General features: G+C 45.2%; 11 protein-coding genes. 8 read left to right on the top strand and 3 right to left on the bottom strand.

All coding sequences use genetic code 11. The features are described from left to right. From VIN66_RS04240 to VIN66_RS04225, 4 genes are all read left to right on the top strand, one after another. The coding region (locus VIN66_RS04240; protein WP_331922832.1) for a hypothetical protein at positions 1-582 on the top strand (582 nt) is incomplete at its 5' end. Next, complete coding sequence (locus VIN66_RS04235; RefSeq protein WP_331922831.1) at positions 579-2294, top strand: asparagine synthase-related protein; 1716 nt, start codon at positions 579-581, stop codon at positions 2292-2294. The genes VIN66_RS04240 and VIN66_RS04235, both read left to right, overlap by 4 nt. Before the next feature lie 265 nt (positions 2295-2559). Further along, the gene (locus tag VIN66_RS04230; RefSeq protein WP_331922830.1) at positions 2560-3369 is read left to right on the top strand and encodes a GNAT family N-acetyltransferase; all 810 of its coding nucleotides are present in this window, start codon (positions 2560-2562) and stop codon (positions 3367-3369) included. Continuing rightward, positions 3357-4721, top strand: a complete 1365-nt coding sequence (locus VIN66_RS04225) for an O-antigen ligase family protein (protein WP_331922829.1) — start codon at positions 3357-3359, stop codon at positions 4719-4721. The genes VIN66_RS04230 and VIN66_RS04225 overlap by 13 nt, the downstream gene beginning before the upstream one ends. Here VIN66_RS04225 and VIN66_RS04220 read toward each other — a convergent pair whose 3' ends face one another. Beyond that, on the bottom strand, positions 4722-6164 hold the full coding sequence (locus tag VIN66_RS04220; RefSeq protein WP_331922828.1) for an oligosaccharide flippase family protein: 1443 nt from the start codon (positions 6162-6164) through the stop codon (positions 4722-4724). A 107-nt stretch (positions 6165-6271) separates the two neighbouring features. Beyond that, positions 6272-7678 carry a TIGR03013 family XrtA/PEP-CTERM system glycosyltransferase gene (locus VIN66_RS04215; RefSeq protein ID WP_331922827.1) on the bottom strand — a complete coding sequence of 469 codons (1407 nt, stop codon included), beginning with the start codon at positions 7676-7678 and terminating at the stop codon, positions 6272-6274. 192 nt (positions 7679-7870) lie between these two features. Between VIN66_RS04215 and VIN66_RS04210 the strand changes: the two genes are divergently transcribed. Genes VIN66_RS04210 through VIN66_RS04195 form a run of 4 tightly spaced genes read left to right on the top strand, consistent with a single transcriptional unit; the run spans position 7871 to position 12604 of the window. After that, a complete protein-coding gene (locus tag VIN66_RS04210) occupies positions 7871-8500 on the top strand; it encodes an XrtA/PEP-CTERM system exopolysaccharide export protein (protein ID WP_331922826.1) in 630 nt (209 codons plus the stop codon). A 39-nt stretch (positions 8501-8539) separates the two neighbouring features. Next, positions 8540-10105 carry an XrtA system polysaccharide chain length determinant gene (locus VIN66_RS04205; protein ID WP_331922825.1) on the top strand — a complete coding sequence of 522 codons (1566 nt, stop codon included), beginning with the start codon at positions 8540-8542 and terminating at the stop codon, positions 10103-10105. Then, the gene (locus VIN66_RS04200) at positions 10102-11022 is read left to right on the top strand and encodes an XrtA-associated tyrosine autokinase (RefSeq protein ID WP_331922824.1); all 921 of its coding nucleotides are present in this window, start codon (positions 10102-10104) and stop codon (positions 11020-11022) included. Before VIN66_RS04205 ends, VIN66_RS04200 begins: the two co-directional genes overlap by 4 nt. Then, on the top strand, positions 11009-12604 hold the full coding sequence (locus tag VIN66_RS04195; RefSeq protein ID WP_331922823.1) for a TIGR03016 family PEP-CTERM system-associated outer membrane protein: 1596 nt from the start codon (positions 11009-11011) through the stop codon (positions 12602-12604). Before VIN66_RS04200 ends, VIN66_RS04195 begins: the two co-directional genes overlap by 14 nt. A gap of 27 nt (positions 12605-12631) precedes the next feature. On the opposite strand, the gene VIN66_RS04190 is transcribed toward VIN66_RS04195, so the two are convergent. After that, positions 12632-13627 (bottom strand): XrtA/PEP-CTERM system-associated ATPase, encoded by a 996-nt coding sequence (locus tag VIN66_RS04190; RefSeq protein WP_331922822.1) that lies wholly within the window; start codon positions 13625-13627, stop codon positions 12632-12634. Positions 13628-13674 lie beyond the last annotated feature (47 nt).

The following is a 13674-nucleotide window of genomic DNA, read 5'->3' as shown; positions in this document are numbered from 1 at the left end:
GATGATGATTGCCAGTGGGTTTGTAACTGTTTCTTCGATCACAACGCAGACTTGGTTCAGGCATTCAGTTTTAACCGGCTTCGGTTATCGCCTTCCCATTACGGTGTAACCAGTTATGCCGTAAGCAAGCAAAATGACGAGGTTATTGCGCTAAGCAGGAAGCTTGGTAAAGCATTGGGGTATGTTGGCCCGGCGATGGTTGAGTTTAAGTTTGATAGTCGTGATAACAGCTACAAGTATATAGAGTTGAATCCGCGCTTAGGCATGTGTAACTATTTTGACACCAGCTGTGGCATTAACAATGCTTATGTTTATTGTCAGTTGCTCAATGATGAAGTACCAGACTACAGCTTGCAGATGAAAAACGACGTTATTTTTGTCAGCCTGTACGAGGATTTTTTCTCCCGGCGTAAAGACGGGGAAAGTGTCAGGCAAATTTTATCTGCCTATCTTAATGATTTCTTTAAGCCGCACGTGTTTATTTATCATACCTGGTGGGATCCTGCACCCTCTGTGCGAATGTTGGTAAGACAGTTGACCGGCTTACTAAAAGCGCTGCTAAGGAAGGTCAACGTAATATGAATACCGACTTTATCTGTATCAGCCAGGACAAAGTTGCAGAAGCCAGCGGCCATTTCCCCGTCGGTCAGCAGTGGCTCTCTTATCGTGGGGAGACGTCATTCTGGGAGGATGAGCAAGGGGTCTTGTTGCTATTTGGCTATGTGCATAACCAGGATTTCAATTCTGCGCCGGCATACTGGTTGGGTCTGTTGCAGTTTGGTGGTGATGAACAGCTGCAGGCGGCGATTAACATGCTAGATGGTGCCTATAGCCTGTTGCTGTTAAATAAAAACACTGGTCAGTGTTGCATGATTACCGATAGGCTTGGCTGCCACAGGTTGTATTATTATCAAAGTGCCAATGCTATCTGGTTTAGCACAGATTTGATGTTTATTGCTGCTAAGACCAGGCAGCGCCATTTTGACCGTCATGCCTTGATGGAGACATTGCATTTTCGCTGGTTAACTGGCCAGCATTCACTGATAGAGGGGGTGGAAAAACTGCCTCATGCTGCAGTCGTTAAGTTACAGGCGGGGAAACCGCCAGTGGTAGAACGACGTTTTGGTTTATTACCAGCCAGAAACACACCGGCCAGCAAAACGTTATTGGCTCATGCCGATGCCGTCCAGCAACTACTTTGTACTAACATTGCAAACTCTGTAAAACAGACTGATCGTGTTGCAGTATTGCTAAGTGGCGGCGTCGACTCGTCGGTCTTACTGGGGATCTGCTGTCAGCTTAAACTGAATGTTGTCGCTGTAACACCGGTGCATGACAATCACTCTAATCCCGAGTTAGAAACGGCTAAGCAATTTGCCCGAGAATTGGGAGTAGAGCACAGAATAGTGCCGATAAAAGACGACATGCTGGAACCTCTGTTTCGTGACACAGTGCACTGCCTTGCTGGTGCGCCCCGCAGTCATAGTGCAGTATCGCTGCTGTATATTATGCGCCAGCTCGCAGGTGAGTTTGATAAAGTACTGTACGGCGAAGGTGCGGATACGTTATTTGGTTCCAGAGCCGTTAAGCATTTTACCCGACGTCATCAAAAGCATCTTAAGTTACGCCGGCTGATGGGCGTATTACCCGGTTCTGAACTGATAATGCGGCGGCTGCCTTCGGGTTCAAGGCTGAAAATGTTAGCTGACTTTAATGTTCAGCAAGACACCATATCGTCGATAAAATTAACGCTGCAGTCAGCCACAGAAATGGTGTTGGCTGACGATTTGCAGCTGGACAGTTCTGCCGTATTACAGCAGCTCAACACCGACAGCGCAGTCTCCGCCTGTTTTGATGCTGCTGTGCGCTACGTGAAGCAGGCTGTGTTCTCGAGCGATGTCGTGAATCACTTCTTTGAGATGAGCCGTCTGGCAGATCTGTATAATTTGCAATTGGTCAATCCATTTGTCTGCTGGCCGGTCATGCATTATGCCTCGCAGTTACCGAATGAATACTATTTTGGCGGCGATTTTGTAAAGCCGGTTCTGCGTAAAATAGGCGAGCAATTCTACACGCCAAAGCTGATGTACTTACCTAAGTTTGGCTTTCCTGTGCCGCATAAACATTGGCTTGATACCTCTCTTAATAGCCTGTGCCAGCAAGCCGTGCAATTTTTTAACGTGCCGGATGCGTGGACAGAGGATACCGAAGTTATCTGGACGCTAACCGGGCTTTACCTTTTAGCGCTGCAAGCAGATGTTGCACCTTGTCGTCTGACTAAAGGCGCATCTTGACGTGAGTTACGGCAATACAGCGCCGGCAGTTTGGCGCAGGCTTTCATCAGTATCAGAACTATCGGCTATTAGCGATAAGTGGCACTTGCTCAATCAACAATGTGGTGGTGTCCTATTCTGTTCACCGCAGTGGCAGTTGCATTGGATATCATGCTTCTGGCAGGCCGGTTGGCAGTTAGAGGCTTGGATATGTACCAGCGGTGACAATCTGGTGGCAATATTACCTTGTTATACTCAACCTGCCGGCACAGGAAGAAGACGCCTTATGTTTCCGTTGGGGCAGGGTGAAGCAGAAGATTGTGAGGTGGCGTCAGAGTTTGTGGATTTACTGATAGCGCCCGGCTGGTCGCAGCTTTTGCCTGAACTGGCGCGCCTGGTCAAATCATCAGGCCAAACACGTATTACTTGGCGGGCAGTTAACGCAGGCGCAAATATTCTGCAGTTAGCTGATGTACTGGGGTATGCTGTTATACAGACGTCGGGCTACAGATATCTGCATAACCAACAGCAGGATTTTCAGCTGACATCACAACTAAAACGTAAGTGGCAGAAAATAGTCCGTTTCGAAACTGAAGGAAGGGCGCATTTCTACTGGCTTAACAAACAACAAGCCTGTGATGTCTGGCCCGAGCTCAGGCGACTGCATCAGCTACGTTGGAATAGTAAGGGCAAGCAGGGGGCTTTCGTCAGCGATATTTTCAATCAGTTTCATCAGACACTGCTTCTGCAGCAAGCCGACAGCTGTGCTATCGCAGTGTTAAAAATTGACGGCGAGTTTGCTGCAATACATTACTATCTTAAAAGTACGGATTATATGCATTTTTATCAGGCTGGTTGGGCAGAGCAGTTTTCAGCTTTGTCTCCCTCTGCGATGTTGCACCTTTGGGCTGCTCGTCAGATGAATAACCTTGCTTACGACTTTATGCTGGGAGCAGTGCGAAGTTACAAACAGGAATTGAGTAATCAGAAACAACTATGCTATCAGCTGGATGTATACGCTGATGTAGTATCGTATGCTCTGGCAATATTAAGAAAGCTAAAGAGACAAGCAGGACGTTTAAAATGGCTATCGTAAACAGTAATACTCGTCTGATCGTGCAGGAACGGACAGATGCGTTTTTTCCTTTTCTATTTTTATGCCTATATATGGTATTGATCCTGGTCCGGCCGCACGAGTGGCTGCCACAGCTACAGGATTTACCGGTAATCCGTTTGTCGTTGTTGCTGGCATTTTTTAGCTACCTTGTACTGCAACAAGACAAGAAATTCCCTCCGCAAACCCTGTGCTGCATGTTACTTGTTTTAGTTATGTTGTTGTCAGGTATACGCAATGGCTGGTTCGGCGGGGGGATTACCAGTGCCAATAATTTTATTATATCGGCGGTGCTACCGATAATTGTCTTTAGCGGTTTAACCACCACAGTTGCCAGGACCAGAATGTTAATGCTGATAGCTATTGCAGCGGCTATGGTGATGGTGCACAACGGGATATCACAAAAGAACAGCCCGGTTGGTATTGGTTGGGCGGGTAGCGAACTGTCCTGGATGGACAGGATCACCTATGTTGGTTTCTTTAACGACCCTAACGATTTAGGAATGTTTTTTGTAATGACACTGCCTTTTGTCGTACTGTTTTTCTTGCAAGGTGGTTTTGTCACTAAAGTTATTGCCGCGCTGTGCGGAGCTTACATCCTGTACGGTGTTTACCTTACCAACTCTCGCGGTGCACTGGTATCACTAGTTGCTATGGCGGCTGTTTTCAGTTACCTGAATTGGGGCAAAATGAAGACCATTCTTACCGGAGTGTTGTTGTCTCCTGCATTGATATTTATCTTCATGAAGTTTCGCTCTATCGATGTGGATGAGGAGTCTGCTGCCGGGCGCGTTGACTCTTGGTATGAGGGGATGCAATTGTTTTTCTGGCGGCCCTTGCTGGGGGTCGGCCAAGGGAATTTTCTTGATTATCATCACATTACCGCACATAACTCCTATGTGTTGACATTGGCTGAGTTAGGGCTGAGCGGATATTTTCTCTGGATGGTATTTTTACTGCTTACTTTGTATATGGTATACCCGCAACGCCAGTTGAATACGATAACATTACCCGCCATTCCGGAAACGTTTGCCTCTTACCGTGAGCAGGAAGCATTTACGAAGCAGTACAATCGTGTCAGAGCCCAGAAATGGTATAGCGACTGTATGTTCTATTCTATGGTGGGGTTTGCCGGCACAGTTTTTTTCCTCAGCCGGACTTATTCAGTAGTCGGTTATGTATTTGCCGGTATCGCTATAGCGCAGTATTACCAGGTCGCAAAATTTAACGGCCTTAGCCCTTTACCATCATTGAAAAACATACTGACACGTATTTTATGGCTGACATTGCTGAGTATTTTGGTGTTGCTGATCGCCATCAGAGTAATGTTGTAGTTAGCGTGATGACATCGCCTGCTTCAGTTCGACTAATGTTTTACGGTCAAGCAGAAGCAGGCCTGCGATATAGCTGATGCCACCCGCAATAACTAGCAAAAACATATTCAGCAGATTTACGTCGGTCAGATACAACTTCAGCAAAGACACAGTCGCTACCATTGCAATACCGCTGACAATGATTTTGCTGATGCTGCGAACAAATATCCCCAATGGAAACTGGAATAACTTGCTGTATCTGAACAGAACGATTAAATAAGCCAGCGGAAAACCAACTACCCAAGCCAGAGCCAAACCGGTTGCCCCGAACTGGTGTAGTGAAAGTAATGCGACAGACATAAATGCAATCATGTAAAAGGTGTTAACTATAAGATAGTTAATGTGGCCCAAAGCTTTAGCTGCAGGTTGGAATAGCTCCTCACTAAAGCGCAGTGGCATTAACATTAAAACCAGTGTGGTTGGAATGATGGCCGCATCCCATTTACTGCCAATAATTGACGGCAGTAAATAATCACAGACCGATGCCAGTCCCCAGAAAATAGGTAGTGTAAATATCAGCCCCAATCGCTGAGCTTTCACAATGAAATGGGTGATCTTGGCGGGCTGATCCTGGATTTGGGAGAACGCCGGGAAAGAGATTTCCTTAATCAGCGGCAATATTTTCTTTTGTGGCATCAGGGCAAAGTTAAGGGCCACGGTAAAAATACCAATTTCTGCCGTGGTAAGTAATAAACCTCCGATAGCAATATCGAGGTGGATAAAAAAATACCAAAGTAAGGTAAACACAGACATTAAACCGCCAAAACGGATCAGAGGCAGACTATCGCGAATTCTGAATGTCGGTAAACAGGGGGCTGGGTGGTAAATGAGTAAAAAAGTTACTCTTAATGCTATCGCGATAATTTCGCCATAAACCAAAGCCCAAAAACCAAAACCATAAATCGCCAGCAGCAGGGTACTGACCGCGGCAACGATGTTTGAAACTGCCGCAATTAGTGCAAGTTTTTTAAACGCCATTTCCCGTCTTAACAGTGCTGTAGGCACGGTTTCGAGAGCAAGCAGCAGAAAGCACCAGGCATTAACTTTTAAGACATCAGCTACGTAAGCATTGTTGTATAAATTGGCAACTGTGTCGGCTAGCAGATACTGGCTGCAGAAAAGTAGTGAATAGATGCCAAGAGTGACACCGAAATAAGAGGAAATGGCAGAACGTTCCAGGGTTTTGGCCTGAATAAGAGGGCTGATAGCAATAGTAGACGCTATGGTCATTAGTAAACTGAAAAGAATGTCGGCAAGAGCAACGATGCCATAGTCTTCCGGAGTCAGGATGCGAATAACCCAGAATGTAAGAATCCAGCGTAAAGTCTGAGTTGTCGCTCTTCCCAGTGCTACCCACTTAAGTGAATGCAACACCTTGTTCTTAAGCGCGTTGTTATCGCTCATTCTGATTAAAAGCGCCTATTATCAAGAAACACTGTCATTATTGAATCATGCAGTAAATAAATGGGAAACAGATATAGCGACACCATGGTTGTTAAACAACCGGGGACTTAACGTCCCCGGCCAAACAACACTATCTCAACTGTACGGATCAGGATAACGAGATCAAGCATCAGGCTGCGATGTTTAATATAGTACAGATCAAACTTCAGCTTTTCCTGAGCATCTTCCGCAGTAGAGCCATAAGGATATTTCAGTTGCGCCCAGCCTGTCAGGCCGGGTTTAACATTGTGTCTGTTGTTGTAGTAAGGGATGTCTTTTGCCAGCTGAACAACGAACTCAGGTCTTTCCGGACGAGGGCCGACAAATCCCGTCTCTCCTTTTAAGACATTAAACAACTGTGGCAACTCATCGATACGGTATTTACGAATAAACTGGCCTACGCGGGTAACACGATTATCATTAGCCGTAGCCCATTGAGCACCGTTTTTCTCCGCATCTGGTTTCATGCTACGGAACTTTAAAATGTAAAACGGGTTGCCATCTATACCTACGCGTAGCTGCCGGTAAAAAATAGATACAGCATTTTTTCGGCCATCTTCAAGATATATCAACAATGCTGTTATCAACATAATAGGCCAGGTGACGAGCAACAGTGACACCGCCAGCACAACATTGAGCAGATAACCTAAACTGGTTCTGAACCGGGGGTTAGAAGACAAACCATTTGAGTGAATAATCCAGCTTGGATATATCAGGTTAACAGCAATTTGTCCGGTTTCATTTTCAATGAAATCAAGTATCTCAATAATATCAATGCCACGGGTTTTGCATTTGAACAAGGCTTCCACCGGCAACATGTTGCGACGCTCATCACATGCGATAACCAACTGATCAATTTTGTTTTCCATTACAAATTTGAACAGATCGTTGCTGTAATCAATGCTTAGCTGGCGCTGCGGTTGGATTGCAGCCGATTTATCGCCTTCAACGCGGACATAACCTACGATTTCAAAGTCCCGTCTGTCGACATTGCGGCGCATTCTGCGCTCGATAATTGAAGCACGCTCTCCAGCACCAAGCACCAGAACACGGCGACGGCTTATACGGTTGATATCATGGTATTGGCAAAACGCTCTAAAAACAGATATCAGCACGGCCGCTATCAGTGAGGCCCACAGCAAGTATAAACTGCCAATTCTAAAGGCTGGGAACAGCTGAAATATGATGAACTCTAATAGTATGGTGCTGAACAGCAAAGTGATAACAACTCGTTTTACTATTCCTTTATTCCCTTCGCGCAGCTTATGGTCGTATAAGCCTACTGATAAGGCACATAGCATAACAGCCGCAGCAAATATGACTATATTCACCAACTGAATATCTAAAGATACGGGAGAGTAACTAGAGTTATATAGAGAACTTGCTAACCAGCTCGACAGACAAAGAAGAGCCAATTCACCTGACAAGAAGAGTTTGTCAGCAATAGATTTCCTTCCATAGCGACTAGCATTCATTTTAACGACATCCTTGTGCATCCATTGCAATTATGCTTTTTACTGAACTACCACTGTAACAAGCGAGCTTAGTTTAGCCCAGATCGTACAGCTTTTACAGATCGAACCAAAAATTAATTTGCAATTCTTGTCTCAAAGGAGCCAATATATAGGCTATATTCAGATCGAATTTGCAAAAGGATGAGCATTATTATGGCATTAGTAACATCGTTAAAAGGTGGTCTGGTACTATTTCTTTTAGCCTTAATAGCCGGTTGCAGCAGTACTTATTTGCCTAACGCAACAGTTCACAATTCTCTTACTACCTCAGTAAATAATTACCAGTACCTGATAGGCCCCAATGACAGCGTGACCATATTTGTCTGGCGAAACCCAGAGCTATCGGGCAGTTTTATTGTCAGACCAGACGGTAAAATTTCAACTTCACTGGTTGAAGACGTTGCAGTAAGCGGAAAGACGCCTACGCAACTGGCTCGCGAGATGGAGTCTATTTTAAGTAAATATATCCGCGATCCTGTTGTGACAGTATCGGTAACAAATTTCGTTGGTCCTTACAGTGAGCAAATAAGGGTCATAGGAGCTGCGGCAAATCCCCAGGCCATTAGTTACAGGGAATATATGACGTTGCTTGACCTGATGATTGCTGTCGGCGGCTTGACTGAGTTTGCCGATGGAAATGCTGCAAAGCTGGTTCGTGTTTCCAATGGAACGCAGTTGACTTACGATCTTAGGTTGGATGATTTAATCCGTGATGGTAATATCGCCGCCAACGTTGACATGCTACCTGGCGATATTGTGATAATCCCTGAGGCATGGTTTTAAAACGCAGTCATATGTAGTAGTGCCGTCATGGAGTGACAAATGAAACAACTTACTGAAGCTATTGAGCAGATTTCGACCTACAGCCGTGGTATCTGGCTGCACAGGCGTTATGTCATTATAACGGCTTGGCTTGCGTGTATACTCGGTTGGTATGTTGTACATGAACTTCCGCCAGTATATGAGGCTGAGTCGAAGTTATATGTTGAAACTGAAACAATGCTTGAGCCGCTGCTTAAAGGTATCGCCATCAGGAACAATCAGGATCAGGAGATTAAACTGCTGGCCAGGACGTTGCTAAGTCGTCCTAATCTAAAAAAAATAGCGCGCGAAACTGACCTCGACATCGAAGCTGTCAATGACAAACAATATGAAGCTTTAATCGACTCTCTGATGGAAGATATTGTTATCGCGTCTTCCGGCCGTGAAAACATTTACGTTATTACCTACCATAACCGGTCTCCTCAGCTCGCATTAAAGGTTGTTCAGGCCACGCTTAATACCTTTGTTGAAAATAGATTAGGTACCTCCAGGGCGGACTCTAAAGGTGCTGAAAAATTCCTCAGTGAGCAGATTGCTGAGTACGAAGCTCGCTTGATTGAAGCAGAGCGCAAGCTGTCTGAGTTTAAGAAAAACAAAATGTTTATGATGCCAAGCGCGGAGAGTAACTACTACGCCCGGCTTAGCGCTGAGAAACAAAATCTTGAAACTGCGGCATTAGAATTACAGCAACTAGAAACCCGGCTTGAACTGGCCCGGGCGCAGCTTGTGCCTGTGTCGCAAAACGGGGCTTCTGTTGTTCCTCCGGATTTTGTTACTCCTTTTGATGAGCGTATTGCATCATTAAACACTAATCTTGACAACTTGCTGATTAAATTCACAGAAAATCATCCAGATGTCGTGGAAACACAGAGACTGTTAAGTTTCCTCAAGCAGCAGCGCGAGGATATGTTGGCTGAGCTGGCGTCGAGTGAACAAAGCACAGGTACTGCAAACGAGTACATTCAGCAGCTTAAACTTAATGTGTCAGATCTGGAGTCTCAGGTAGCCTCTGCTTCAGTGAAAGTGGATGCTTACGCCCGAAAAGTGAAGGAGTTTGAAAGCCGTTTAAGCCAGATACCTGAAATTGAAGCGGAGTTCACCGGACTGAATCGGGATTATGAAATTAATCGTTCTCAGTATGAGGCATTGCTTACCCGCAGAGAAGCCGCTGAGCTGGCGAGAAAAGCTGATGTGTCAGAGCAGGATGTGCAGTTTAGGGTCATAGATCCGCCGCGCGTGCCTATTACTCCTTCAGGACCAAAACGCCTGCTACTATACACAGCAGTATTGTTGGGTGGCTGTTTTCTCGGCATAGCTGTTGCGTTTATTCGTAGTCAAATTTCGCCGACGCTGATAGCTGTGTCACAATTGAAGACCATCTCCGAAATACCCGTGTTTGGTCTGGTGTCGCACACAAATAAACAGCAACTAATCCGCAGTATGCGAATGCATTTCATTTACTTTGTGCTGTTGACAGGAACTCTTTTTGCCGTATACGCAATGATCATGGTTAGTGAGTTGCTTTTTGGTGGTACAGCAGAAACGATATCGAGGGTTTTTAAGTGAGCATTATAGAAAAAGCACTGGATAAGCAGCTGTCTGTCAATGACGCTTCCACATCTAAGCAACCTGAATCGGCCGCAAGCGGAAACGCAGAGCAAACAGAAAGTATTCCCGAGCGTGCAGGAAGTGTGGCTGCAACAAAAGCGCTGACGCAACAGAGCTTTGTAGAGCCAGGCGCGCAAATTAGCTCCCGCAGTGTAGAGCTGGATTTAGCCGATCTCGAAAGGCGCCACTTTGTTTCTTTATCGCCAAAACGTCGTGTTATCAATGAAGAGTTTAGCGTTATAAAACGTAAACTTATTAATAATGCATTTGGTCCATTAAGTAAGTCACTGAAGCACTCCAACTTAATACTGGTGAGTAGTTCCCGCCCAGGCGAGGGAAAGACCTTTACATCAATAAATCTGGCACTGAGTATAGCGCTTGAACAGGACAAAACCGTACTGCTTGTTGACACCGATGTACTCAGACCTCAGGTAGCAAAGACTTTGGGGATTGACAGTGATTTGGGGCTGACCGATTACTTGTCGTCAGATGATATTGATGTACAGGACATTATTTTGTCAACCAATGTTGAGCGCCTGAAATTGATAACTGCTGGCCGGGCTCATCATTTATCCACAGAGCTTTTAGCGAGCCAGAAAATGGCCGATCTTGCCCGTGAGTTTGCAACACGTTACAAGGACCGAATTGTGTTGTTCGATGCACCTCCTTTGCTGGGGGTCAACGAGACTGCTGTAGTTGCAATGATGTGTGGTCAGGCGATTATTGTTCTTGAAGAGAACCGGTCAAAGCTGTCGGAAATTGAACAATCAATAGCGCTGATACCACCAGAGATTGCAGTGGGTTTCGTTATCAATAAGGCGCACCGTACTCAAATTGGCGATTATGGATACGGATATTATTATGGTGGTGCCTAAACAGCCCTCTCTGATTTGGCCTGCGCTGATTGTCTCAAGCCTTGTCTGTCAGCTTGCTGTAGCAGGAGATTGGCAACTAAACCCGGGTATAGTAGCGGACAGCTATCTTTATCAGCTTAAACAGCAAGATAATACAAGCTGGGATGAGGGAGCGGCGTTGGCTCTATCACCCAACGTTGAGCTGCTTTTTAGCAGTAAGCATTTGCTATCAGCGCTGGACTGGAAGCAGAAGCATATTTTTTATGACGATAAGCAACGGGACGATAGATCTCTAGACTACGTAAATTTTAATAACCGTTTTTCAGCCTTTGACAATCGTCTGCAGTGGACGGTCAATGCCAGTGAAAGCTACAGAATCCGAAATTCCCAGCGCGGTATCTTTGCAGATGAAATCACTGGTTTCTCGGATTTAAGTAAAACACGTAATCTCGGTACTTCGTTGTCACTGCAGACAGCACCTCACCGAGAAACCCAAACTGCGTTGAGTTTGACTGCAAGGAAAATTGATTCTGAGCGTCCGGACAATGACGATGCATTAGGGAACTTCAGCAACGAATTTTATGCAGCCAATTTAGCTGTTGGGAAACGCAGGCGAGACAGTGAGTTTTACTGGCAGTTCAATAGTCGTTACTCTGAGAGCGCCAGAGATGCTGGAAATGATCTGACATCTGAAAGTGCAGACCTGACAGTTGGGGTGCCATTAATACGGAAATTAGCCTGGATTAGTAGGGCAAGATACGAGAATAATGACCTTTTCACAAACTACACAAACGAGTTTCGTTCGGTCGGTACCGGAATAGAATATCGCTTTGGGAATGTATCTTACCTGAATGCGACTTATAACTGGTATCGTCAGCAGCAGTTACTGGAAGAAGAAGATAGTTACTGGGCTTTTGATATGTTGTTGGCACCCACACGACGGTCTTCTCTTCAGGTTACCGTTGACCGCCGATATTATGGCCGTTCAGTTGAAGTAGCAGGCAGTTATCGTTTACAGCGTTTATCCGCAAGATTAACGTATAACGAGCGTGTCACCGTTACCAATGGACTTGATCAGATATTTAATGATTTGGGGTTGTTTGTGTGCCCCGGTGCATTTAGCGATATTACAGATTGTTTTGTTCCTCCGTCGGCTAATTATCAGCTGTTACCGGGGGAGTCGTTACAAAACTTTGTCGAAACAGATATCGAGATCAGTGAAAATGTGGTTTTGCGAAAGGGAGGCTCTTTTAGTCTGGCTTACGATCGGAATCGCTTAGCGCTGGGATTGAACTTGCGCCGTACAGAAGATGAGTATGTCGAGAGTAACAGATTAAATAAAACTAAAGGGGCATCTTTGAATGCGAGCTGGAGACTATCGCCATTGATGACATTAACTTCAGAGATCAATTTTTATGAAATAGAATACTCTCTGGAGAATCGCAAAGATCAAAATCTTCAGTTTAAAGGCGGGCTCAAGGTTGAACTGAACGAGCATTCAGATATTTCTGTCAATCTAAGACGTGTAGAGCGGGACTCAAATCAGCAGCAGTTTGATTTGCAGGAAAATCGGGTCTGGTTTAGCTACGAATATCAGTTCTGATACTGATATTCGTAGCCAGAAATCATATTAATCTAGAGGTTTACTCTCTTTTTGCTGTAATGCTTTTTGCTGTTTCTTTAAAAGCTCATCCATCTCTTGCAGTAATTTCAGTTTTTCTTCAATCATGGTGTTTAGCGCAGCAGAAACATTGTTGCTGATGCCGGCGTTATCAACAGCAGGAGTCGATGGCATTGGCTCTGCGGGTTGCAGGTTAGCAACCTCCTGATTAATTTCTGCTATAACCAGTTGTACATCATCTGTATTTAGTTGTTGTTTGTCCTCGAGGTAACCGTACAGCAGCACTCTATCCATCAGGGTATTTATTTTACGTGGAATACCTCTGCTTTGCTGGTGAATAAACGGATAGCAGTTGTCGTGGATTATTGAACTGTCCGCACCAGCCTGTTGCAGACGGTATTGAATATAAGCTTTAGTATCATCAGGTTGAAGCGCAGATAAATTTGACGAAGCAATAATCCTTTGCCTGAATTGCTCCATATCTGGGGATTGAATAATGGCATTTAATTCATTCTGCCCCAGTAAAAAGCTTTGCAGTAGTGGTTTACCGTTAAACTGAAAATTAGACAGCATGCGCAACTCTTCAATAGAAGCCAGCGGTAGGTTCTGTGCTTCGTCTACCAGCAACAGAGCTCGACGGTGTTGGGCATGCAGCCGTTTAAGATAGCTATATATTGCATCCAGGTAGCTGGCCTTTGTATGCTCCGTCACAACCAGATTAAAGCTTGACGCCACCATGCGGATCAGGTCGTCCGGCTCCAGTTTAGATGTGACGATTTGCTTAGCAATAATTTCATCTTGATTCAGCTGATTTAGTAGCTGGTTTGCAATAGTGGTTTTACCGGTGCCAACGTCGCCTGTTATTACGATAAATCCTTCCCCCTGAGACAGACCGTATTGAAGATAGGCGAGGGCACGCTTGTGTAGCTTACTGGCGTAAAACCAGTTTGGGGTTGGCGTGAGTTGAAAGGGCCGTTCCCTGAATCCATAGTACTTCTCGTACATAGCGTATAATCCTTTAGCAAAATTCAGCAGTTGCGCTGCTGAGGTCA

Origin of the sequence: Rheinheimera sp. (assembly GCF_036568245.1) — a bacterium.
Taxonomy (GTDB): Bacteria; Pseudomonadota; Gammaproteobacteria; order Enterobacterales; family Alteromonadaceae; genus Alishewanella.
The sequence above is the reverse complement of the archived record's forward strand: the minus strand, read 5'-3'. Positions and strand labels throughout refer to the sequence as shown.

Excerpts from the sequence above, each read along its gene's own strand:
- VIN66_RS04235 (WP_331922831.1), top strand. The coding sequence starts at position 579 with ATGAATACCGACTTTATCTGTATCAGCCAGGACAAAGTTGCAGAAGCC.
- VIN66_RS04230 (WP_331922830.1), top strand. The coding sequence starts at position 2,560 with ATGTTTCCGTTGGGGCAGGGTGAAGCAGAAGATTGTGAGGTGGCGTCA.
- VIN66_RS04225 (WP_331922829.1), top strand. The coding sequence starts at position 3,357 with ATGGCTATCGTAAACAGTAATACTCGTCTGATCGTGCAGGAACGGACA.
- VIN66_RS04220 (WP_331922828.1), bottom strand. The coding sequence starts at position 6,164 with ATGAGCGATAACAACGCGCTTAAGAACAAGGTGTTGCATTCACTTAAG.
- VIN66_RS04215 (WP_331922827.1), bottom strand. The coding sequence starts at position 7,678 with ATGAATGCTAGTCGCTATGGAAGGAAATCTATTGCTGACAAACTCTTC.
- VIN66_RS04210 (WP_331922826.1), top strand. The coding sequence starts at position 7,871 with ATGGCATTAGTAACATCGTTAAAAGGTGGTCTGGTACTATTTCTTTTA.
- VIN66_RS04205 (WP_331922825.1), top strand. The coding sequence starts at position 8,540 with ATGAAACAACTTACTGAAGCTATTGAGCAGATTTCGACCTACAGCCGT.
- VIN66_RS04195 (WP_331922823.1), top strand. The coding sequence starts at position 11,009 with ATGGTGGTGCCTAAACAGCCCTCTCTGATTTGGCCTGCGCTGATTGTC.
- VIN66_RS04190 (WP_331922822.1), bottom strand. The coding sequence starts at position 13,627 with ATGTACGAGAAGTACTATGGATTCAGGGAACGGCCCTTTCAACTCACG.